General features: G+C 67.0%; 16 protein-coding genes. 8 read left to right on the top strand and 8 right to left on the bottom strand.

Features of this window, described 5'->3' with window-relative positions:
- Positions 1–69 precede the first annotated feature (69 nt).
- Entirely contained in the window at positions 70–738 is a 669-nt protein-coding gene (locus tag LG3211_RS23045) for a TIGR00645 family protein (RefSeq protein ID WP_057944891.1), read from the top strand.
- Between the two features lie 68 nt (positions 739–806).
- Here LG3211_RS23045 and LG3211_RS23040 read toward each other — a convergent pair whose 3' ends face one another.
- Positions 807–1,829: a M61 family metallopeptidase gene (locus LG3211_RS23040; protein ID WP_057944890.1), complete on the bottom strand. Its 1,023-nt coding sequence runs from the start codon at positions 1,827–1,829 to the stop codon at positions 807–809.
- 62 nt (positions 1,830–1,891) lie between these two features.
- Between LG3211_RS23040 and uvrD the strand changes: the two genes are divergently transcribed.
- Positions 1,892–4,069: a DNA helicase II gene (uvrD, locus tag LG3211_RS23035; RefSeq protein WP_057944889.1), complete on the top strand. Its 2,178-nt coding sequence runs from the start codon at positions 1,892–1,894 to the stop codon at positions 4,067–4,069.
- A gap of 376 nt (positions 4,070–4,445) precedes the next feature.
- Here uvrD and LG3211_RS23030 read toward each other — a convergent pair whose 3' ends face one another.
- On the bottom strand, positions 4,446–6,788 hold the full coding sequence (locus tag LG3211_RS23030) for a TonB-dependent receptor plug domain-containing protein (RefSeq protein ID WP_057944888.1): 2,343 nt from the start codon (positions 6,786–6,788) through the stop codon (positions 4,446–4,448).
- A gap of 162 nt (positions 6,789–6,950) precedes the next feature.
- Between LG3211_RS23030 and LG3211_RS23025 the strand changes: the two genes are divergently transcribed.
- A complete protein-coding gene (locus LG3211_RS23025) occupies positions 6,951–8,168 on the top strand; it encodes a hypothetical protein (protein WP_057944887.1) in 1,218 nt (405 codons plus the stop codon).
- Positions 8,169–8,211: 43 nt separating this feature from the next.
- On the opposite strand, the gene LG3211_RS23020 is transcribed toward LG3211_RS23025, so the two are convergent.
- The 3 genes from LG3211_RS23020 to LG3211_RS23010 form a co-directional block, all read right to left on the bottom strand.
- Positions 8,212–8,760, bottom strand: coding sequence for a hypothetical protein (locus LG3211_RS23020; RefSeq protein WP_148649112.1), 549 nt, complete (start codon positions 8,758–8,760; stop codon positions 8,212–8,214).
- Positions 8,761–8,928: 168 nt separating this feature from the next.
- Positions 8,929–9,372, bottom strand: coding sequence for a GNAT family N-acetyltransferase (locus LG3211_RS23015; RefSeq protein WP_057944885.1), 444 nt, complete (start codon positions 9,370–9,372; stop codon positions 8,929–8,931).
- 79 nt (positions 9,373–9,451) lie between these two features.
- Entirely contained in the window at positions 9,452–9,790 is a 339-nt protein-coding gene (locus LG3211_RS23010; protein ID WP_057944884.1) for a DUF2782 domain-containing protein, read from the bottom strand.
- A 203-nt stretch (positions 9,791–9,993) separates the two neighbouring features.
- Here LG3211_RS23010 and polA point away from each other — a divergent pair, with 203 nt between their 5' ends.
- Together polA and LG3211_RS23000 are read left to right on the top strand one after the other, a co-directional pair.
- Positions 9,994–12,777, top strand: a complete 2,784-nt coding sequence (gene polA, locus LG3211_RS23005; RefSeq protein ID WP_057944883.1) for a DNA polymerase I — start codon at positions 9,994–9,996, stop codon at positions 12,775–12,777.
- Positions 12,778–13,707: 930 nt separating this feature from the next.
- Entirely contained in the window at positions 13,708–14,193 is a 486-nt protein-coding gene (locus tag LG3211_RS23000; protein WP_057944882.1) for a DUF421 domain-containing protein, read from the top strand.
- A gap of 73 nt (positions 14,194–14,266) precedes the next feature.
- Here the strand turns inward: LG3211_RS23000 and hemF are convergent, their stop codons facing one another.
- The gene (gene hemF, locus LG3211_RS22995; RefSeq protein ID WP_057944881.1) at positions 14,267–15,175 is read right to left on the bottom strand and encodes an oxygen-dependent coproporphyrinogen oxidase; all 909 of its coding nucleotides are present in this window, start codon (positions 15,173–15,175) and stop codon (positions 14,267–14,269) included.
- Positions 15,176–15,380: 205 nt separating this feature from the next.
- A complete protein-coding gene (locus tag LG3211_RS22990; protein ID WP_057944880.1) occupies positions 15,381–17,756 on the bottom strand; it encodes a S9 family peptidase in 2,376 nt (791 codons plus the stop codon).
- 644 nt (positions 17,757–18,400) lie between these two features.
- On the opposite strand from LG3211_RS22990, the gene LG3211_RS22985 reads away from it, so the two are divergent.
- The 3 genes from LG3211_RS22985 to LG3211_RS22975 all read left to right on the top strand — a co-directional run bounded on the left by LG3211_RS22985 (position 18,401) and on the right by LG3211_RS22975 (position 22,776).
- Positions 18,401–19,801, top strand: coding sequence for a cytochrome ubiquinol oxidase subunit I (locus LG3211_RS22985; protein ID WP_057945688.1), 1,401 nt, complete (start codon positions 18,401–18,403; stop codon positions 19,799–19,801).
- Positions 19,802–19,829: 28 nt separating this feature from the next.
- The gene (cydB, locus tag LG3211_RS22980; protein WP_057944879.1) at positions 19,830–20,834 is read left to right on the top strand and encodes a cytochrome d ubiquinol oxidase subunit II; all 1,005 of its coding nucleotides are present in this window, start codon (positions 19,830–19,832) and stop codon (positions 20,832–20,834) included.
- Between the two features lie 313 nt (positions 20,835–21,147).
- On the top strand, positions 21,148–22,776 hold the full coding sequence (locus LG3211_RS22975; protein WP_057944878.1) for a S8 family serine peptidase: 1,629 nt from the start codon (positions 21,148–21,150) through the stop codon (positions 22,774–22,776).
- A 244-nt stretch (positions 22,777–23,020) separates the two neighbouring features.
- Here the strand turns inward: LG3211_RS22975 and LG3211_RS22970 are convergent, their stop codons facing one another.
- Positions 23,021–23,509, bottom strand: a complete 489-nt coding sequence (locus tag LG3211_RS22970) for a hypothetical protein (protein WP_057944877.1) — start codon at positions 23,507–23,509, stop codon at positions 23,021–23,023.
- Positions 23,510–23,552 lie beyond the last annotated feature (43 nt).

Below are 23,552 nucleotides of genomic sequence, written 5' to 3'. Positions count from 1 at the left end.
CGGCCCGGCTACTCTTGGACCCCCGCCTCGCGGGAATCGCCTTCCCATTCAACGAGTTCCGAGTTCCGCATGACCGATCCCAAGATCACCCGACTCAATCCCCTGCCGGCCCTGATCTTCAGCTCGCGCTGGCTGCAGCTGCCGCTGTACCTGGGCCTGATCGTCGCCCAGGGCGTGTACGTGTTCCAGTTCGTCAAGGAACTGATCCACCTGGTGCACGACGCGGCGACCCTGACCGAGCAGGGCATCATGCTGATCGTGCTGGGCCTGATCGACGTGGTGATGATCTCCAACCTGTTGGTGATGGTCATCGTCGGCGGCTACGAGACCTTCGTCTCGCGCATGCGCCTGGAAGGGCATCCGGACCAGCCCGAGTGGCTGAGCCACGTCAACGCCAGCGTGCTCAAGGTCAAGCTGGCGATGGCGATCATCGGCATCTCTTCGATCCATCTGCTCAAGACCTTCATCGGCGCCGGCAACCTGGGCCTGCCGCTGTGCGGCACGCCGGAGGCTTATGAAGCCGCGCGCGCCATCGCCGCGATGACCGCCAACGGCGTGGCGACGGCCGCCAACAGCGTCGCCGAAACGGCCAAGCTGGCGCGCTGCAGCGAGGTGACCTCCGAAGGCGTGATGTGGCAGTCCATCATCCACTTCCTGTTCATCGTCTCGGCGCTGGGCATCGCGATGACCGACAAGCTGATGAGCGGCCCGCACAAGGCGTCGGCCAAGGCGCACTGACAGCGGGACGCTTCGGGTTCTTTTGTGGGAGAGGCTCAGTCCCTCCCACAAAAGCAGCGGCGAAGCGCTTACTCGCTTTTCGCTGGCGCAGTATCCGCTGGTCGCGCGCCCATGATCGCCCGGCGCAGGCGCACCGCGTCGGCATCGTCGTCGGAAAAACGCAGCGTGTCCTTGTCGCTTTCGCTGATGCCCAGGGCGCGATACGGCGCGTCCTGCGACGGAAATTCGGTCATCGCCGCATAACGCCGGTACAAGCGCGCGAACACGCCGCGGCCGCCGGCGCGATCAAGCGCGGCGATGAATTCCTGCGGCTCCAGGCGCGAGCCGCTGTCCAGGCAGCATTGCGAATAACGCCCCAGCACCCGATCCAGGTCGGTGCCGTGTTCGCGCCGCAGTTGCACGTCCGCGTCCAGCCAGAACGCCGCGCCGGCCCAGTAGATGCGCATGGTGCTGCCGCGGCTCCAGCCGACCTGATCCATGCGCGCGCCGGGCCCGACCCGGCGGCCGCGCTGGAATCCGCCGTCGAGCCGGCGCCAGGCTTCGTCCGCGTCGAGCAGGCCGGCGCGGGCGCGCAGCACGTTCTGGTAATAACTGGCCAGGCCTTCGGCGAGCCAGCGGCCGTCGTCGCCCAGATACGGATGGAACAGGTGTGACAGCTCGTGCACCGCGGTCCAGTCGCCGCGCAGCTCGGCCATGCCGGCGTCTTCGCGCACGTACAGCAGCACCGACACGCCGTCTTCGCGCACGGTCTGGCCCCACGGCACCGGGCTGGAATCGCGGCCGCGGCGCGGCACCAGGCGGATGCGCACCTGCGCGTCGTGCAAGGGGAAGCGGCCGAACGCGGTCAGCGCGGCGCTGGCGCATTCGGCCAGCCAGCGCTGCAGTTCGTCGGCGCGCAGCCGGCTCGGAGCGTTTTCCACGATCACGTGCAGGCGGGTGTCGCCGGCGCGGATGACGCGTTCATCGCTGCTCGCAGGGACCCCGGCGTTTTCGTCCGCGGCCGATGGCGGCTGCGCGCGCGCAGGGCCGGCGCTGGCCGCGAGCGCGGCGCAAACGAGCAAAGTCGGCAACGACAGGGCGCGAACGGTCATGGTCGTGATTGGAACCCGTCACGGCGGGAAGGTTCCCGCATCCGGGCCGGTACAATAACCCGATGGACGTATCGCACCTGCTCGACGCACTCAATCCGGCCCAGCGCGAGGCCGTTTCGGCCCCCGCCGGCCACTATCTGGTCCTCGCCGGCGCCGGCAGCGGCAAAACCCGCGTGCTGACCCATCGCATCGCCTGGCTCAACGAAGTCTACGGCGTGCCGACCCACGGCATTCTCGCGGTGACCTTCACCAACAAGGCCGCCGGCGAAATGCGCACGCGCGTGGACGCGCAGCTGGCGCGCGGCGCGCGCGGCATGTGGATCGGCACCTTCCACGGCCTGGCTCACCGCCTGCTGCGCCTGCACTGGCAGGAGGCCAAGCTGCCGGAAGGCTTCCAGGTGCTCGACAGCGACGACCAGCTGCGACTGGTCAAGCGCGTGGTGCAGGCGCTGGAACTCGACGAAACCCGCTTTCCGCCGCGCCAGATCACCTGGTGGATCAACGCGCAGAAGGACGAAGGCCGGCGCCCGCGCAACATCCAGCCGGCCGGCGACGACTGGGCCGATGTGATGCTGCGCTGCTACGAGGCCTATCAGGAGCGCTGCGAACGCGCCGGCCTGGTCGATTTCGCCGAACTGCTGCTGCGCGCGCACGAACTGCTGCGCGACAACGCCGCCCTGCTGACCCATTACCGCACGCGCTTTCGCGAAATCCTGGTGGACGAATTCCAGGACACCAACGCCATCCAGTACGCCTTCGTGCGCGTGCTGGCCGGCGACAGCGGCCACGTGTTCGTGGTCGGCGACGACGATCAGGCCATCTACGGCTGGCGCGGCGCCAAGGTCGAGAACGTGCAGCGCTTCCTGCGCGATTTCCCCGGCGCGCAGACCATCCGCCTGGAACAGAACTACCGCTCCAGCGCGAATATCCTCGACGCCGCCAACGCCGTCATCGCGCACAACCCCGACCGCCTGGGCAAGAAGCTGTGGACCGATACCGGCCACGGCGAGCCGATCGACCTGTACGCGGCCTACAACGAAATGGACGAGGCGCGCTTCGTGGTCGAGCGCCTGCGCCAGTGGGTGCGCGACGGCGGCAGTCACGGCGATGTGGCGATTCTCTACCGCAGCAACGCGCAATCGCGCGCCTACGAAGAAGCATTGCTGTCCGAACAGGTGCCGTACCGCGTCTACGGCGGCCAGCGCTTCTTCGAACGCGCCGAAATCAAGGACACCCTGGCCTATCTGCGCCTGATTGCCAACCGCGCCGACGACGCCGCGTTCGAACGCGCGGTCAACACGCCCACGCGCGGCATCGGCGAGCGCACCCTGGACGAAGTGCGCAAGCGCGCGCGCGCCGACGCAGTGCCGCTGTGGGAAGGCGCGCGCCGGGTATCGCAGGAATCGGTGCTGGCCGCGCGCGCGCGCAACGCCCTGGCCGGCTTCGCGACCCTGGTCGATACGCTGGAAAGCGACGTGACGGAAATGCCGCTGCAGGAGAAGATCGACCACGTCCTGCAGCGCTCGGGCTTGCGCGAGCATTACGCCAACGAATCGCGCGGCCAGCTCGACTCGCGCACGGAGAACCTCGACGAACTGGTGTCGGTGGCCTCGCGCTTCACCCGCAGCGACGAAGACGATGCCGCGGCGATGCCGGAGCTGATCGCGTTCCTGAGCTACGCTGCGCTGGAAGCCGGCGAAGGCCAGGCCCAGGCCGGCGAAGACGGCGTGCAGCTGATGACCCTGCACAGCGCCAAGGGCCTGGAATTTCCGCTGGTGTTCCTGGGCGGGCTGGAAGAGGGATTGTTCCCGAGCTCGCGCTCGACGGAAGAATCCGGACGCCTGGAAGAAGAACGTCGTCTGGCTTATGTGGGCATCACCCGAGCGCGCGAGAAGCTGGTGCTGAGCTACGCCGAGACCCGGCGCATCCACGGCATGGACATGTTCGGCACGCCGTCGCGGTTCCTGCGCGAGATTCCGACCTCGCTGCTCAACGAAGTGCGGCCGAAGGTGCAGGTATCGCGGCCGATGTTCAACAGCGCGCCGCGCCGCGACATGGGCCACGCCTCGATCGAGGCGCCGCCGGTCAAACTGGGCTCGCAGGTGCGCCACCCCACCTTCGGCAGCGGCACCGTCACCGATTACGAAGGCAGCGGCGCGCATGCGCGCGTGCAGGTGAATTTCGATGATGCCGGCAGTAAGTGGCTGGTGTTGGCTTATGCGAATTTGCAGACGATGTGATTCGGGATTCGGGATTCGGGATTCGGGATTCGGGATTCGGGAATCGGGAATCGGGAATCGGGAATCGGGAATCGGGAATCGGGATTCGGGATTCGGGAATCGAGAATCGAGAATCGAGAATCGGTAACAGCGCTCCCACCTACCGTCATTCCCGCGAACGCGGGAATCCAGTGCCTTTCGTGCGAGAACCTTTGAAGTCTCTGGATTCCCGCCTTCGCGGGAATGACGGGCTGGAAGGATGACGCTGAAGCCTCTGGATGTTCGGCTACGCCGAGGTAAAGCAGAGCCCGCCTTCGCGGGAATGACGGCCTGGAGGGACGGCGCTGAAGCCTGTGATCGCTAGATGATCAGGTCGCCAGGCACCTATCCCCAACCGTCAAAACGCATACCGCACCACCAACTGATACACCGGCCCCGCCTTCTCCCGCTCGCGCTCGTACTCATCGAACTGCCGATCCAGCTGCTCGCCCAGCGTATTGAACTTGTTGAAGTTCTCATCCTTCGACGCGTTGAGCAGATTCGATCCGGTCAACCGCACCGCCACCCGCGAGCCGAAGCGCTTTTCGACGAAGGCCTCCAGATCCGCGCCGTAATGCGTCGTCACCTCCTCGCCCAGCACGCGCGAGTAGGCATCGCCCTGGCGCCGGTAACTCGCGCCGAACGACATGCCCAGCGTCGGCAGATCCTGGATGAAGCCGACGTTGAGCACCGAGCGCGGCTGGTTGTTGAAACGGCGCTGGCCGAAGTCGTCGTCCACCTCGCTGTCCAGCCACGAATAGTTGAGGAACACGCCGGTGTCGGCCAGGCCCAGCGCGGTCAGCGGCGTGGACAGATCGAATTCGGCGCCGTAGACGCGGCCGTCGCCGACGTTGGCGGCGGTGAATACGAAGCTGTCCGGGTCCAGCACCGGATAACCGGGGGCGCCCGGGCCGGCGCCGGGATGCTCGTCCAGGAACTCCTCGATCGCGTCCTCATGATCGTCCAGCGCGGTCGCGCTGGGCCGGCCAGTACCGACGATCTCGATCAGGTCGCGCACTTTGCGATAGAACAGATTCAAGCCGACCACACCGCGCTGGCCCAAACGATGCTCGTAGCCCAGATCCAGGCCCCAGGCGGTTTCCGGACGTAACTCCGGATTGCCCAGGAAATCGTTGTCGCCGTACTCCTCTTCCAGCGTCATCGGCAACAGCTGATTGAAATCGGGGCGGCGCACGGTGCGCGCGATCGAAGCGCTGAGGCGGTCGTGCTCGGTCAGGTTGAAACGCAGGTGCGCCGACGGCAGCAGCAGGCCGTAATCCTTCTCGTTGCGCAGCGCGTCCTCGCCTTCCTCGGCGATGCTGCGGATCTTCGAACGGGTAGTTTCGTAACGCAGGCCGGTCTCCCAATCGACGCGGCCGCGCTTACCGGAGAACATCAGGTACGGATCGAGCCGGCGCTCTTCGATGCGGCTGGCCTGACGGGCGAAATCGGCGTAGGGCGGCAACGGCTCGCCTTCGTCATCGGCTTCGACTTCGCTGGTGCGCAGCGCGCTGGTGCGGCGCTTGTCCAGGCCGTCGATGCCGAATTCCACCTTGGCCGCGCCCAGCGCGCGGCTGTGGGCGAGCTTGAGGCTGAATTCGCTGTCGCGGGTGTCGCCCAGGATGCGCGTGCCTTCGAATCCGTCGAACGACGGCGGGCTGTCTTCGTCGTCGTAGCCGACTTCCTGCTCGGTGTCGTGGCGACGGTCTTCGAAGCGGGCGTAGCCCAGGTCGATTTCGCTGCGGCCGCCGGCCATGTCGAACACATAGCGCGCGTTGAGGCTGGCGTTGTCCTGCTTGATATCGACTTTCTGCTCGTTGAGCGACAACAGGCGCGCGCGGTCGCGGCTGGCCGGATCGTTGTACTCGCGCGAATTCTCGGTCTCGGTACGATCGGTGTGGACGTAGAAGCCGTCCAGGCTCAGCCGGCCGGTGCCGATGTCGCGGGTGTAGGACAGGTTGCCGGAGTAGTCGGTGCCGTCGCGCACGTCGCTTTGATCTTCGCGATCGACGAAGTCGCCGTCGGGCGAGTCGAAGCGATCGCTGCGCTTGCGCTTGGGATTGTGCCGGCCCTGTACGTTGACGCCGCCGAGCAGGCGCCCGCCGCCGACTTCGCCGCTGCCGACCGCGCCGAACACCGGCTTGATCTTGCCGTCGTCGAAATGCAGCGCGCCGGCGCGCAGATAGCCGCCGTCGAATTCGTACGCGTCGCGCAGCACGATGTTGAGCGCGCCGGCCACCGCGTCGCCGGAGCGGTTCGCGCTGGGGCTGCGGATGATCTCGATGCGTTCGACCAGTTCGGCCGGGATGCGGTCGACGTAGAACGAGCGGTCGCCGCCGGCGCCGGGCACTTTGCGGCCGTTGATCAGGATCTGGGTGTAGCCCGGGTCCAGGCCGCGCAGACGCGCGCCATCGTATTCGAGCACGTCGGAGACGAAGCCCACGCTGGGTACGCGCTTGAGCATGTCGCCCACGGTCAGCGGTTCGAAGCGCTGGAAATAATCCAGGCCGTAGCTCAGGGTCGGCGCGGTGGCTTCGCTGCGGTCGCGGTAGGCGATCTGGCCGGTGACGGTGACGCGATCGAGTTCGGTCGCCGAATCGGTCTCCGCCACTTGCGCATTCACGGTCGGGACCGCGAGCGCGCTCAACAAAGCGGCGCTGAGCGCGTGATGACGGAACTTCGAACGTCGCGGGCTGCGCATGGGGTTCGCCGGTGAACAAGTGGCGAACGTTGTAAGTCCGGGCGATGGCAGGACGATGACTGTGTGCGTGATTTCTCGCTCCGACGCGGCGGCCTTGTCATGAAAGCGGCACGTGACGGTTCTATAACAGCGTTCGGGGAATTACCTTTTTTGAATCCAGGCATGCCGATGCGTCCGACCCTGATGCTGTCCCTCGCTTTCGTCCTGGCGGGCTGCGCGACTTCCGATTCGCAGCGCGGCATGCCCGCGCCTGCGCACAGCGCGCAACGCGAGCCCGACGAGCGCGGCGCGGCCGATGCCGATCCGTTGCTGGCCCGGGCCGGCGTGGACTATCGGCGGGTCGATGAGGCCTTCGTGACCGCGGCCACGCCGCAGGACAACATCGATTCGCCCGCCGTCTGGCGCGCGCCGAACGGGCGTTTGTGGTTGTTGGCCACGGCCAAACAGGGCGACGGGCTGGTGATCTACGACGGCGACCAGGGCGCCAGCGTCGCGCGCTATGGCCGCGAAGGCGGCGAACTGGGCGAGTTCCGCCGTCCCAACGGCATCGCCGTGTTCGGCGATCTGGCCTTCGTGGTCGAACGCGACAACCACCGCGTGCAGGTGCTGTCGCTGTCGTTGCCGTCGGCGCCGCTCAATGCGCCGGGCATCGCCGATACGCGCACGCCGCGATTGCGCGCGCTGGCCAGCTTCGGCCAGGAACAACTGCGGCAGCCCTACGGCCTGTGGGTGCGCGGCATCAGCGCGGACGAACTGGAAGTGATCGTCACCGACGCCTACATGGCCGGCAAGGACGCCAAGGGCGACGAGATTCCGCCGCCGCTGGAACAACTGGGCCGGCGCATGCAGCGTTACCGCATCGGCCTGCGCGGCGGTGAACCGGTCGCGCGCCACCTCGGCGCGTTCGGCGATACCGGCGCGGCCGGCGCGATCCGCGTGCCCGAATCGATCTGGGGCGACCCCGCCCACGACCGCCTACTGATCGCCGAAGAAGACCTCGCCACCGGCACCGCGATCCGCGACTACACGCTCGACGGCCGCTACCGCGGCCAGACCATCGGCCTGGGCCTGTTCAAGGCGCAGGCCGAAGGCATCGCCCTGTGGCAGTGCGACGACGGCAGCGGTTACTGGATCGCCACCGACCAGTACAAGGACCGCAGCCTGTTCCATGTGTTCGATCGCGCCAGCCTGCGCCATCTGGGCGCGTTCGCTGGCGGCACGGTCGGCAACACCGACGGCGTGTGGCTGCAGCAGAGTGGCTCGGTGCGTTTTCCCGACGGCGTGTTCTACGCCGTGCACGACGATCAGGCGGTCGGTGCGTTCGACTGGCGCGACATCGCCCGCGCCTTGAATCTGCGCAGCCGCTGCCAGGGCGGTTGAACGCGTCGCCGCGGCGCCGACACGCATGTCGGCGCCGCGGATTTCAGCGGTCGGTGAGCTTGAACGACTTCACCAGCAGATCCAGCCCCGGCCGAGTCTGCGCCAGGTCTTCGTCGGCGCTCTGGGTGATCAGGAACGCGGTGCGATGCGCGCCGGTGATCTTGCGGTACTCGCGCAAGTGCGGAACCTTCACCCCGCCCAGGCTGACGATGTAGTGCTCGCGGATCGTGCCTTCGGCGAACGCGGACAGGTCGAAGCGGCTGTCGTGGCCAAGCACGGCCGGCGTCTGCTTGTCGGCCTCGGCGGAAAAGCTGCGCGCGAATTCTTCCAGTTCGCGATTGCGGTCGGTCTGCACCATCGCGATGAACACCGCCGAGCCGGGACTCTCCACGGTCAGGTAATGCACGCTGGCGATGCGTTCGTCGTCGCTGAGTTTCCAGTTGCCTGGAATCTGCATGTGCACGCCGAGACGATTGTAAGGCTTGGGCTCGGCCACGTTCGCGGCCGGTTCGCCGCAGGCGCCGAGCAGCGCGGCCAACGCGACGGCCAGACAGCCGGCGGCGAAACCGCGCGAACGCTGAGAGCGAGTCATCGACTTCATCCTTGTGTCGCCACCCCTGTGGACCCAAGGGCACCCTAGCAGCCCTCGCGGCCGCGCGCGTGTGCCTGATGGGACAGTCGCGGCGAGCGCCGCGGCCGTGCGGCCGCCGATGCGTATTCGCGGCGTGGGTTTTGTGCGGCCGACGTGCCCCGCGCCGGGTTACGTCAGTTCGACACCGAAGTGGAAGGCCTCGATGCGCAGCCGTTCGCGCATGTAGAAGGCATGCGCGTGCGGGCGATGGGTGCCCGAATCCAGTTGCAGGCGCACGCAGCCCAGCCGCTTGGCCTCGGCCTTGAGCCAGTCCAGCATCGCCTTGCCGTAGCCCTGGCTGCGCACGGATTGATCCGTGATCAGATCGTCCACGTACACGTGCAGGCCGACCGCGAGCATCTCCATCACCCGCCAGCAGGCGAACGCGCGCGGCACGCCTTGCGCATCGAAGGCGACGGTGGCGCGGCAGCCTTCGGCGATCTGGCGATGCATCTGCGCGAGGAAACGCGCTTCGTCGAATTCGGGCCGCAGCTGCGACACCAGCGGCCACGCGGCGCGCAGTTCGGCATCGCCGACGATGGTGCGGATTTCGGGAAGGGAATCGGCGGACATGGGATCGGGACGATGGAGGAAACGGGCGGGCGTCGATCGGGCCGGCGAGGTGGCCGGCCGCTCACGGGACAGGCCCGGCTTACCAGCTGAACAGCTTGAAATACACCGGCGAGACGGTGCCTTCGCCCTTGCTGGTGTCTAGCCGGCCGTCGCCGTTTTCATCGACCAGGTAATAGACCGGGCCGCGCGCCGGCGTGATCTTGACCGCGCGCAGTTGCCCGGCGACGCGGTATTCCTCGATCGTGTCGCCGTTCTCGACCGTGCGGGTGCGGATTTCGGCGTTGCTGAGCGCGGCAGTGGGATCGTCCGCGGCGGCGGTGGTGGCGCAGCCGCTCAGCGCGAGAGCGAGCGACAGGGCTGCGAGCACGATGCCGAACCGGGTGGCGAAGGGGGGCGGCGACGCGTGGGGGGCGCGCATGGCGGATCTCCGTTTTTCAAGCCGACAGCATACGCCGGGGGCGCGTTAAGCGTGCGCATCGGTGGGTGCGGGCTCGGCTTCGCGGCTCGCGTCGTTGTTGCGGCTGCGTGTCGGGGCTTCAGCCCCGACTCGAACCTACCCGCCCCCGTGCCGGCCGCCCGCGATTCGCAGCCCCGGCGACCGGTCGGCGTAGAATCGGGCCCATGAAAAGACTCGTCCTCATCGATGGTTCCAGCTACCTCTACCGCGCCTTCCACGCGTTGCCGCCGCTGAGCAACGACGCCGGCGAGCCCACCGGCGCGCTGTTCGGCGTGGTCAACATGCTGCGCGCGACCTTGAACGAACGCCCCGATTACGTGGCCTTCGTCGTCGACGCGCCGGGCAAGACCTTCCGCGACGATCTCGACCCGCAGTACAAGGCCCATCGCCCGCCGATGCCCGACGACCTGCGTGCGCAGGTGCTGCCGATGTGCGAGATCGTGGAAGCGCTGGGCATCCCGATCCTGCGCATCGACGGCGTCGAGGCCGACGACGTGATCGGCACCCTGGCCCTGCGCGCCAACGCCTTCGCCGGCGAGGAGGCGATCGACGTCACCATCTCCACCGGCGACAAGGACTTCGCCCAGCTGGTGCGCCCGGGCGTGGCCCTGGTCAACACCATGAGCGGCAGCCGCATGGATTCCGACGAGGCGGTGTTCGCCAAGTTCGGGGTCAATCCCAACCAGGTGATCGACCTGCTGTCGCTGATGGGCGACAGCGTGGACAACATCCCCGGCGTGGAGAAATGCGGGCCCAAGACCGCGGCCAAGTGGCTGGGCGAGTACGGCACCCTGGACGGGGTGATCGATCACGCCGGACAGATCAAGGGCAAGATCGGTGACAATCTGCGCGCCGCGCTGGGCCGGCTGCCGTTGAACCGCCAGCTGGCGACGATCAAGACCGATGTCGAACTGGACCGCGGCCCGCAGGATCTGGCGCTGCGCGAGCGCGATGTCGAATCGCTGCGCACGCTGTACGCGCGCTACGGCTTCAAGCAGGCGCTGCGAGAACTGGAAGGCAGCGGCAACGCCACCGCGAACGAGATCGCCGCCGATCGCGCCGGCCTGCGCGCGACCGCCGCCGGTCACGCCCGTTCCAGCGCCGCCGCGGATACGCCGGACGCCGCGCTGGCGGTCAAGGGCGAGTACGAGGCGATCACCACGCAGGCGCAACTCGATGCGCTGGTCGCGGCCTTGCAGGCCAGCGATGAATTCGCCTTCGACAGCGAAACCGATTCGCTCGACCCGATGATGGCCAATCTGGTCGGCCTGAGCTTCGCCACCGAAGCCGGGCGCGCGGTGTATATCCCGCTCGGCCACGATTATCCCGGCGCGCCGGCGCAGCTGGATCGCGAGCGGGTGCTGGCGGCGCTGCGTCCGGTATTCGCCGATCCGGCGCGGCGCAAGCTCGGCCAGCACGGCAAGTACGACCTGCACGTCCTGCGCCGCCACGGCGTGGAAGTCGCCGGTTACGCCGACGACACCATGCTGGAAAGTTTCGTCTACAACGCCACCGGCAGCCGTCACGACATGGACTCGCTGGCCAAGCGCTACCTGGGCTACGACACGATCAAGTACTCCGACGTGGCCGGCAAGGGCGCCAAGCAGATACTGTTCTCGCAGGTCGCCATCGACGACGCCACGCGTTACGCCGCCGAAGACGCCGACGTGACCTTGCGTCTGCACCGCGTGCTCGGCGCGCGCCTGGCCGCCGAGCCGGAACTCGAACGCGTGTACCGCGACATCGAAATGCCGCTGGTGACGGTGCTGGAGCACATCGAAGCCAACGGCGTGATGATCGACGGCGACGAACTGCGCCGGCAGTCGCAGGACCTGGGCAAGCGCATGCTCGAAGCGCAGATCAAGGCGACCGAACTGGCCGGGCGCACCTTCAATCTGGATTCGCCCAAGCAGTTGCAGGCGCTGTTGTTCGACGAGCTGAAATTGCCGGTGCTGGTGAAGACGCCCACCGGTCAGCCCAGCACCAACGAAGAAGCGCTGGAAGCGATCGCCGATCAGCACGAACTGCCGCGGGTGATCCTGGAATACCGCGGCCTGGCCAAGCTGCGCAGCACCTACACCGACAAGCTGTCGGAGATGGTCAATCCGCATACCGGCCGCGTGCACACCAGCTATCACCAGGCCGGTGCGGCGACCGGGCGCCTGGCCTCCAGCGATCCGAACCTGCAGAACATCCCGATCCGCACCGAAGACGGCCGCCGCATCCGCCGCGCCTTCGTCGCGCCCGCGGGCCGGCGTCTGGTGGCCTGCGATTATTCGCAGATCGAGTTGCGGATCATGGCGCACTTGTCGGAAGACCCGGGCCTGGTGCGCGCGTTCGAATCCGGCGCCGACGTGCATCGCGCGACCGCGGCGGAAGTGTTCGGCAAACAATCGCTGGAAGAGGTCAGCGGCAACGAACGACGCGCGGCCAAGGCGATCAACTTCGGCTTGATGTACGGCATGAGCGCGTTCGGTCTGGCGCGTCAGCTCGGCATCGGCCGCGGCGAGGCGCAGGACTACATCGCCCTGTATTTCAGCCGTTATCCGGGCGTGCGCGACTTCATGGAACGCACGCGCCAGGATGCGCGCGAGAAGGGCTATGTCGAAACCGTGTTCGGCCGGCGCCTGTACCTTGAGAACATCAAGGCCTCCAACCAGGGCCTGCGCGCGGGCGCCGAACGCGCCGCGATCAACGCACCGATGCAGGGCACCGCGGCCGACATCATCAAGCGCGCGATGATCGACATCGATGCATGGCTTGTCGCACACAACGATCGTGCCAAGATGATTCTTCAGGTGCACGACGAACTGGTGTTTGAAGTGGAAGATGGATTCGTCGAAGAATTGGTGACGCAGGCCTCGCAACGCATGTCCGCGGCGGCCACGCTGCGTGTGCCGCTTGTCGTTGATACCGGCGTCGGTATTAATTGGGACGAAGCGCATTGATTATCTGGAAGCCATTGATTTTGCTGGACTTGGTTTAATGAATCGGTCCTGAATCCAACAATTTATTAACTCTGATCTTCACGAACTATCCATGTGCCGGGTGGTCATATAGGTCGCGACAGATGCAACGTCTGTCGCCGATCTCTCCCTCCCCTGGAGTGATCCCCCGGAGCGAACGACCCCTCCCCAGGTCACGCTCCACCAGCCCCGCCGGCCCCCCCTGCCTGCGGGGCTTTTTATTTGTAGCGCCGAAAGCCGCCTTGCGATGCAGGGCGGCTTTTTTCTTGCTCGTCGCGGCGATACGCGAGGTGTTCTTTCACCACGGGCCGCGTGGGTATATCGGCGCGTTCGAAATCACTCGCAGGGTAAAGTCCGATTCGTTGTCGGCGCGGGTAAACAAAACCCGCGCATATGAAATCGCGCGGGTTCGTCGTTTGTCTGGATTTGGAAATAATTAGAATCAATGAGGCGCCGCTGACGGCAGCGGCTGCGGAGCGAGATCGGCGATATCTCCGCGCGATCCGGGTCGAGGTCCGTGCGATTGCCTTGGTCGAGGTAGAACCGCGGCGACGGCGGCTTCCACAGCGCGCCGCGCTCGACTCAAGCCGGCGACGGCTCGGATCGCCCTGCCGGACGAAGCCGGCTCGCCATTGCCCGCGGCGCGGCTGACCCGCAGCGATCGATCCGAGCGGCTCCGACGGGGCGCATGCATTCGCAGGCGTCGCCCCGGCGGCGGCAGACGTGTTGTAACGACGACTCGCCACGATGCGCCGCACCGTCCCGACCCTGTGCCCGCAACGGGGCAGGCCTTGCCCCCGCGCCGCTGACGCAGCCGCGGCCGCGCCGCCGCCCGTAACATGCGGTGCACGCGCGGCGGCGCCACAATCCGCCGCGCCACCGCCGCCCGTCCGCCGCTCAGGAGCTTGCCCGATGTCCGATGCCTTCAATCTGTCGATGCCGTGGTGGGAGTATCTGGCGCGCGCCTGCATCGTCTACTTCGTCCTGCTGCTGATGATCCGCGTCTCGGGCAAGCGCTCGATGGGGCAGTTCACCTCCTTCGACATGCTGCTGATCGTGCTGCTGGGCAACGCGGTGCAGAACGCCTTGCTCGGCACCGACAACTCGGTGACCGGCGGATTGATCCTGGCGGCGACGCTGATCGTCTTGAACTGGTCGGTCGGCTACCTGGCCGCGCGCAGCGCCCGCGCCGAGCGCGTGCTGGAAGGCGAGCCGGTGGTGCTGGCGCGCGACGGCCACGTGTTCCGCGACGTGCTGCGGCGCGAACTGGTGAGCCGCGCCGATTTCGAGAAGGCGATGCGCGAGAACGACTGCAGCGAGATCGACCACGTGGCCCTGGCGATGCTGGAGACCAACGGGCACATCACGATCGTGCACAAGGCGGATCAGGGCGGGTAGGGCCGCGCGGGGCTCGAACGAGAGCTTCAGCCCCGACAGCGAACTGCCGGCGACGACGCAACCACCCCGCGACTCAATCCTCGCCCAGCCAATCGCGCGGCCGCAGGTACTCGGCCAGCTTCGCCTCGTCGCTGCCGGCCTCCGGCGAGAACCCGTACTCCCAGCGCACCAGCGGCGGCAGGCTCATCAGGATCGACTCGGTGCGCCCGCCCGACTGCAGGCCGAACAAGGTGCCGCGGTCGAACACCAGATTGAACTCGACATAGCGCCCGCGCCGATACAACTGGAACTGACGCTCGCGCTCGCCGAACGGCATGTCGCGGCGGCGCTCGACCAGCGGCAGATACGCGTCGAGGAAACCGTCGCCGACCGCGCGCTGATAAGCGAAATCGCGTTCGAAATCGCCGTGCAGGTCGTCGAAGAACAGACCGCCGACGCCGCGGGTCTCGTTGCGGTGCTTGAGGAAGAAGTAGTCGTCGCACCAGCGCTTGTGCGCCTGATAGCGCTCCTCGCCGCCGAACGGCTCGCACAGCGCGCGCGCTGTGCCGTGCCAGTGGCGCACGTCCTCGATGAAGGGATAGAACGGCGTCAGGTCGAAGCCGCCGCCGAACCACCATGCGACCGTCTCGCCGTCGCGCATCGCGCGGAAATGGCGCACGTTGGCGTGAGTGGTCGGCAGGTAAGGGTTGTTGGGATGGAACACCAGCGACACCCCGACCGCGCGCCAAGACGCACCGGCCAGTTCCGGCCGCGCCGCGCTGGCCGAGGGCGGCAGCTGGCTGCCGGAGACATCGGAAAACCCGACGCCGGCCTGCTCGAACACCTTGCCGCCGCGCAGGATGCGGGTACGTCCGCCGCCGCCTTCCGGCCGTTGCCAGATGTCCTCGGCGAAGCGCGCCTGGCCGTCGGCCTGTTCGATGGCGGCGCACAGGCGGTCCTGTAGGCCGGAGAGATAGTCGCGTACGCGGTCGAAGTCGCTCATGCGGCCATTCTAACGATGCCGCGGGGCGGTGGCAGAAGCGGACGCGAGCAGCCAAGTCCGGCGAAGCCTTGGGAGTAAGTCCGCTGCGCGTTTCGGCGCCCTCCAGCGCGATGCGGCCGCGCGACGCGGCGCCGCAAACGACAACGCCCGCCTGCGGCCATCGGTCGCGGGCGGGCGTCGAAGTCGCGGCGCGAAACGCGCGGGTTTACTTCAACGTACGATTGAACAGTTCATAGATCCGCCGGTACTCGTCGTACCACGCGTCCGGATGGGTGAAGCCGTGCCGTTCAAGCGGATACGGCGCGATCTCCCACTTGTCCTTGCGCAGCTCGATCAGGCGCTGGGTCATCATCACCGAGTCCTTGAAGAACACGTTGTCGTCGATCATGCCGTGGGCGATCAGCAGGTGGTCCTTGAGGCCCGCGGCGTATTCGATCGGCGAAGACTTCTTGTACGCCTCCGGGTCCAGGTCCGGGGTGTTGAGGATGTTGGCGGTGTATTCGTGGTTGTACTGCGACCAGTCCGAGACCGGGCGCAGGGCGGCGCCGGCCTTGAACTTGCCCGGTTCGCGGAACAGCGCCATGAAGGTCATGAAGCCGCCGTAGGAGCCGCCGTAGATGCCGGCGCGGTCGCGATCGCCCTGCTTGTTGGCGACCAGCCAGTCCAGGCCGTCCAGGTAATCCTCAAGTTCCGGATGGCCCATCTGCCGGTAGATGGCGGTGCGCCAGTCGCGGCCGTAGCCCTCCGAGGCGCGGTAGTCCAGATCGAGCACCACATAGCCTTCCTGCACCAGCAGGTTGTGGAACATCTGCTCGCGGAAATAGTTGGAGTAGCGGTTGCTGACGTTCTGCAGATAGCCGGCGCCGTGCACGAACATCACGATCGGATACTTCTTGCCCGCCTCGTAGTTCTTCGGCCCGTAGAACTTGCCCCAGACCGTGCCGGCGCCGTGCTTGGACGGGACCTGCACGTACTCGGGCTGAATCCACTCGCGGCTCTTGAACGCGCTCTTGCGGGTGTCGGTGAGCTTGACGGTGTTCTCGCCGCTGCTGTCGACCACCGCCAACTGCGGCGGCAGATAGCTTTGCGAATAGCGCACCAGCAGCTTGCCGCCGTCGGGCGAGACCGAGAAGCTTTCCACGCCGTCGAGCGCGGTGACTTCGCGCACCGCGCCGCCGCCGCGATCGGCCGCGCAGACTTCGTAGTCGCCCGGCCACTTGCGGTTGCACAGGAAGAACAAGGTCTTGCCGTCGGCGCCGAGTTCGGGCGCGGAGACTTCCCACTTGCCCGAAGTGATCGCGCGCGGCGCGCCGCCGTTGTCGCTCACGTACAGGTGCGAGTAGCCGCTTTGTTCCGACAGCAGCCACAGGCCGCCGTCGCCGAACCAGCCGAAATCGTTGAAATCCCAACCGACCCAGGCCTTGTCGGTGAGGCGGTGGCGGGTTTCCAGCGTCGCCTTGGCCAGATCCACCGAGGTCAGCCAGCGGTCCTTGTTGTCGATCGCGCGCACCAGCACGCCGGCGTGGCGGCCGTCATCGCTCCAGTGGATGGCCACGCCGCTGCCGTCGCCGTCGGTGCCGATGCGCACCGGGCGGTCGCCCTTGAGCGCGTCGCGCTTGGCCGCCTTGCGCAGCGCGGCGAGCGGGTCGTCGGCGATGCCCGGCAACTTGTCGAACTTGAGTTCGCTGGCCTTGGCGTTGGCGACATCGACCAGCCACAGCTTCTGCGGCAGCGGCTCGTTGCGGCCGACCAGGGTGCGCGTTTCTTCGAATTCCTCGTAACCCGATTCGGTCACGTACTTGGGCATCTTGCCGACGGTGCCGGCGTCGCCCTTCTTGGCCTGGGTGACGACCAGCAGGTAACGCGCGTCGGGCGACAGCGCGCTGTCGATGATCTCCACGTCATCGCCCAGATACACCGGCTTGGGCGCGCGGCTGGCGTCGCTCTTGCGCCAGGCTTCGTCCTGCTCGCGCGCGGCTTCGCGCGCGGCGCGATCGTTGCGCAGGGTGGCGATGGTGGCGAGCTGGTAATCGCGCAGCACGTCGGCCTTCGGCGGCTTAGACGGATCGTTCTCGGCGCGCACTTGCGCGGCCTGGCTCACGCCCAGGCCGGCGCGCCACTGGTACCACTGGTTATCGACGCGGAACACCAGATTGCCGTCGCGGCCGAACTGCGGCCGCGCCTCGGTGTCGTTGCTGCGGGTGACCTGGGTCAGCGCGCCGCTGCGCAGATCGCGCACGAACACGTCGCCGTTGCGGATGAAGGCCATGCGCGTGCGCTGGGCGTCGTAGGCCGGGTTGATGGCGTCGATGTCGCCGCGCGCGGCGCCGTCCAGGCGCTGCGGCGTGCCGCCGCCGACGCCGGCCTGCCAGGTGTCGCGGATGGTCGCGCCTTCGCGCTTGAGCTGGTACTGCACGCGCTGGCCGTCCCAGGCCCACCAGGCGCGTTCGACCGGCGGCCCGATCCAGTCCGGGTCGGCCATCGTGTCGGCCAAGGTCAGGGGCTGCGCGGCCTGGGCGAAGGCGGCGCTGGCGAGCAGCGCGAGGGGCAGGGCGGCGAGCGTGGCGTAGGAGAGGCGCATCGAACGGGCTCTAGGGACAAAAGTGGGCGCAGCGTAGCAGTCCGGAGCGGGGCGACGGGCCGGCCGTTGGTCATGGGATGAGGGCTAAATCGCTGGATTGGCGGGGTATTGGCTTGGGATTTGCCGGATCGGCGGTTTTGTCTTGAGCTGGGCGGCGAGCGTGTCTGCCTTCGCGGCCGCGGCCCTCATCCGCCCCCCGCCTTCGCGGGGGCAGGCTCTTCGGGCACCTTCTCCCGCGAGCGGGAGAAGGCAGCGGCATGAGGTACGTCGATATTGAACGAGCGCAAATATCCACTGGACAAAACGTCTCAGGTGAGCGGAAGTGAGCGACGAAAACCTTCGCCGCGAGGGAAAATTCGCGCGAATCGAATCGCCGCGTTTTGTCGCACATGCCGCCCGGCATCGAACCGCGAAACGCGACGCGGGCGGAAACATCGAATGTCGCCGACGGCGACGCAAGCGCTTGATCCGGCATGTTCGCAACGCGATAGTGCGCACACAACGCAAGCCGTTTCACCCCGCCACTACGCCACGCTCACCGCCTTTGCGGTTTATGTGATTCCACGCAACCGCCCGCATCGGTGCATGGTGCGGCGCAAAATGAACCCGCTGGCGCGTCGTGATGCGCCATGGAGGCAATGCACGTGGACGCCCTGCTGCTGTCGCGTATCCAGTTCGGTTTCGTGATCTCGTTTCATATCCTGTTTCCCGCCTTCACCATCGGCCTGGCCAGTTGGCTGGCCTTCGTCGAATGGCGCTGGCTGCGCACCCGCGACACTTTGTGGCGCGATCTGTTCTTCTTCTGGACCAAGGTCTTCGCCGTGTCCTTCGGCATGGGCGTGGTGTCGGGCATCGTCATGAGTTTCCAGTTCGGCACCAACTGGGCGGTGCTGAGCGAACAGGCCGGCAACATCCTCGGGCCGCTGCTGTCCTACGAGGTGCTGACCGCGTTCTTCCTGGAAGCGACCTTCCTCGGGGTGATGCTGTTCGGCTGGAACCGGGTCGATGAGCGCATGCATTTCCTGGCGACCTGCATGGTTGCGCTGGGAACGTTGATCTCCACGTTCTGGATCATCTCGGCCAACAGTTGGATGCAGACGCCGGCCGGCTACAAGATCGTCAACGGCGTGTTCGAGCCCGACAGTTGGTGGGCCATCGTCTTCAATCCCTCGTTCCCGTACCGCCTCGCGCACATGGTGCTGGCGGCGTTCATCACCACCTGCTTCGTGATCGGCGGCGTCGGCGCGTCCTACCTGCTGCGCGGCCTGCATGTGGAAGCGGGCAAGCGCATGCTCAAGGCGGCGGTGATCTTCGCCGCGATCACCGTGCCCACGCAGGTGTTCGTCGGCGATCTGCACGGCTTGAACGTGCGCGAGCATCAGCCGATCAAGGTCGCGGCGATGGAAGCGCATTGGCAATCCAATCCGCCCGGCGAAGGCGTGCCGCTGATCCTGTTCGCGGTGCCGAACGAAAAAACCGAAAGCAACGATCTGGAAATCGCCGTGCCCAAGCTCGGCAGCCTGATCCTCACGCATACCCTCGACGGCGACATCCAGCCGCTCAAGTCGGTCCCCGCCAGCGAGCGGCCGCCGGTGAAGCCGGTGTTCTACGCTTTCCGGGTGATGGTCGGCTTAGGGCTGGCGATGTTGGCCGTGGTGGTGTTTTCGCTGTGGCAGCTGTGGCGGGGGCGCCTGTACCAGTCGCGCGCGGCGCTGTGGGGCTGGCGGGTGCTGACCATGAGCGGTTTCGTCGCGATCCTGGCCGGTTGGTACGTGGTCGAGATCGGTCGCCAGCCGTATGTGATCTACGGCTTGCTGCGCACCGCCGACGCGGTCAGCCCGATCGAGGCGGCCAGCGTGATGACGTCGCTGATCGTGTTCGCGGTGGTGTATCTGACCGTGTTCGGCGCGGGCTTCCGCTATCTGGTCAAGCTGATCCGCAAGGGCCCGCATCCGCACGAACCGCCGCCGCGCAGCGGCGCGCGCGACAAGACCCCGGCGCGACCGTTGTCGGTGCCGGACGAATCCAGCGAAGCCGGCGCCTGAGCGCTTCGAATCGAAACGGAGTAGGACGATGGAATACTGGCTGCCCGTGATCTGGTTCGGCGTGATCGGCTTCGGCGTGCTGATGTACGTGCTGCTCGACGGCTTCGTGCTCGGCCTGGGAATCCTGGCGCCGTTCGCCGAGGACGAAGACCAGCTCGATCACATGATGAATACCGCCGCGCCCATCTGGGACGGCAACGAAACCTGGCTGGTGCTCGGCGGCGCGGGCCTGCTCGCGGCGTTTCCGAAGGCCTATGCGCTGGTGCTGTCGGCGCTGTATCTGCCGGTGCTGCTGATGCTGATCGCGCTGGTGTTCCGCGGCGTGGCGTTCGAGTTCCGCTTCAAGGCGCGACGGGCGAAGAAAGCCTGGGGCGCGGCGTTCGCGCTGGGTTCGCTGTTGTGCGCGTTCGCGCAGGGCGTGATCCTGGGCGCGATCATGGAAGGCATGCCGATGCAGGAAGGCAAATACGTCGGCGGCATCTTCGACTGGTTCAGTCCGTTCTCGATGTTGACCGGCGCGGCGGTGGTGTTCGGCTATGCGCTGCTGGGTTCGACCTGGCTGATCCTGAAGACCGACGGGCGCATGCAACTGGTCGCGCGCACCTTGGCGCGGCCGCTGGTGTTGGTGGTGGCGGTGTTCATCGGGCTGGTCAGCGCGTGGCTGCCGTTTCTGGATTCGCGGATCATGGCGCGCTGGTTCGAGGACGGGAATTTCTACTGGCTGTTCCCGGTGCCGCTGTTGGTGCTCGCCAACGCCTGGGCGCTGTGGCGCTCGGTCATGCGCGAGCGCCGCGACGGGCATCCGTTCGTGTACGCGCTGGGGTTCTTCGTGCTCGGCTTCATCGGACTGGTGGCGGGGATCTGGCCGAACATCGTGCCGGGGCTGACGATCTGGGACGCGGCCTCGCCGCCGTCGTCGCAGGGTTTCGTGCTGGTCGGGCTGGTGGTGCTGCTGCCGGCGATCCTGGGCTACACGTATTGGTCGTATCGGGTGTTCAGCGGCAAGATCGCGGCCGATGCCGGCTATCACTGAGGCGTCGCGACGCGTCGCTTTCCGGTGAAACTTATTTTGTTCGCATCGCCGCCCGCTCGTGCGGCGCGCATTGCGTTCGCGCGATGACCGCGCCGTACGCCAGCGACTGTTCGCGATGTTTTCGTTTCCTTCGATAGAACGATTCCGCGAACTGTGATTCGCGTCATCCGCATTGCGGCCAGTGTGGATTCGTTCCGCCTTGTTCGTCTTTCGACAGCGCCGCTACGTTGGCTGCGCCCCGCGGCAACGCGTCGCCGCGGCTACCGTCGCCGGCCATACAGGCCGAATCCATATTCGAAGAAGGAACCGAGAAATGGCTATCACGCATTCGCGTCATCCGCTCGCCGCCGCGCTCGTCGCGGCGATCTCCCTTGGCCTGTCCGGCCTGGCCGCCGCCGCGCAACAGGTCGAACCCTCTTTCCCGAGTGAGCCGCAAAGCGAGAGCAATCGCGTCTGGATCCGCTACGCGTCCGGCCAGAAGACCGGCATCAAATCGCTGATCCAGCAGAAAGTCGATGCCCTGCGCTCGGCCGTCGCCGCCAACAAGAGCGCGCGCTCGGCGCGCCTGATCGGCGCCAAGACCCATTACGAGTTCGACAACCTCAACGCGGTGGTCATGACCTTGCCGGCCGAGGTCGTGGCCGGCCTGCGCGGCAACAAGAACCTGATCGTCGAAGAGGACCCGCTTCGCTATCCGATGGGCGAGTTCGTGCCCTACGGCGTGCCGGCGGTGCAAGCGCCCGACGTGGTCGCCGCCGGCGTCGACGGCACCGGCGTGAAGGTATGCGTGATCGATTCCGGCCTGCGCGCCAGCCACGAGGACTTCGCCGGTTTGACCCTGAGCGGCTACGCGCCCACCGGCAAGACCTGGAACAGCGACACCTGCGGACACGGCACCCACGTCGCCGGCACCATCGCCGCGGTCGGCAACAACGGCAAGGGCGTGATCGGGGTGAGCCCGGGCAAGGTTTCGCTGCACATCGTCAAATATTTCGACGGCCCCACCTGCGGCCACGCGTCGTTCGCCTCGAGCCTGGTCGATGCGGCCAATCGCTGCGCCCAGGCCGGCGCCAAGGTCATCAACATGAGCCTCGGCGGTCCGCTGTCGAGTTCGCTTGAAAGCAACGCGTTCGCCAAGTTGTTGAGCCAGGGCGTGCTGTCGGTGGCCGCGGCGGGCAATTCCGGCAACAGCAGCAAGTCTTATCCCGCGTCCTACGCGAGCGTGCTGTCGGTGGCGGCGATCGACGCCAACCAGGCCAAGGCGTCGTTCTCGCAATTCAACGACGCGGTCGATATCGCCGCGCCGGGCGTGGATATCTCCAGCACCTATCCGGTTCGCGGCACGCCCCTGACGGTCGGCGCCGACAGCTTCCCGACGTTGCCGCTGGGCGGCTCGGCTTCCAGCACGGTCAGCGGCGCGCTGGTCGACGGCGGCCTTTGCACCGCGGCCGGCAGCTGGAGCGGCAAGATCGTGCTGTGCGCGCGCGGCCAGAACACGGTGACCGAGAAGGTCGGGTTGGTGAAGAGCGGCGGAGCCGTCGGGATGGTGCTGGCCAACAACGTGAACGATCCGTTCCCGATCTCCGGGCGCTTGGCGAGTTCGGTCACGATCAGTCTGGCCAGCGTCAGCAAGGAGACCGGACAGCAGTTGCTTACCCGCGTCGGACAGGCCGCCACGCTCAACCCGACCCCGGTCTACGACGTCGACAGCTACGCGGTGATGAGCGGCACCTCGATGGCCTCGCCGCATGTGGCCGGCGTGGCCGCGCTGCTGTTCGCGGCCAAGCCGTCGGCGACGCCGACTCAGGTACGCGAGGCGATCACCTCCTCGGCGCTGGATCTCGGCGCGCCCGGCCGCGACAACGAGTACGGCGCCGGCATGGTCCGCGCGTTCGAAGCCCTGGACCGGCTGACCTCCACCAGCGCGTCCGCGCCGAACTGACCCGGCCCACGCCGGGCCGCCGCCGTCCTCCGGCTTCGGCCGGAGGGCGGCGCTTGTCACCGGGCGGCGCGCCGCATCGGGCCCGTCGTTCCGGCGATCGTGGACTCGCCGTGCCGCCTCGCCTTGAACACGGCAGTACGCGCGGCCTGGATGCCGCGGAGATTCGCGAAGGCTGTATCGCCGACCCGATGCATGTCAGGCGGCAAGATCGGAGCCGATGCGCGGCATCACCGAGCCGGCGCGGTCACTTGCCGGTGTAGGCGTGCTCGACCACCAGGCGAGTGCGGTAATCGTAAGAGCGGAACTTGCGGCCCGACAGGGTGGCGCGGACTTCGTAATCGCCCTCGGGCAATCTCGATCGGGCGAGTTCCATCGTCATGGCGTCGCTGTTCCAGGCGCTGAAATCGGGGGCGCTGATGGATTTTTCGACGATCACCGCGGGCGCCTTGCCTGGGGATTTGCGGCTGAGCACCACATGCGCGACCAGCGGTCGCTCGAAGCTCACCTCGAAGTAGCTGCGCACCCGGCCGCGCAATTCCGCCGAGTCGCCGGTCGGCCGGACTTCCAGGGCGACTTCGTAGACGTCGTCCTCGTTGATGCTGAAGGCGCCGGCCGCCGAGGCCGGATCGCCCAATTCCAGGCTCAGCGGCTGGTGGATATAGCCCGGGCCGCAGCCGCCGAGCACGACGGCGCAGGTCAGCGCGGCGGTTATCGCGGTCCAGCGAGGGGGCACAGGTAGCCGGCAGATGTCGCCGTCCTTGCGCGGCCGGCCTGAT

The sequence above is a fragment of the Lysobacter gummosus genome (assembly GCF_001442805.1).
GTDB lineage: Bacteria > Pseudomonadota > Gammaproteobacteria > Xanthomonadales > Xanthomonadaceae > Lysobacter > Lysobacter gummosus.
The sequence above is the reverse complement of the archived record's forward strand: the minus strand, read 5'-3'. Positions and strand labels throughout refer to the sequence as shown.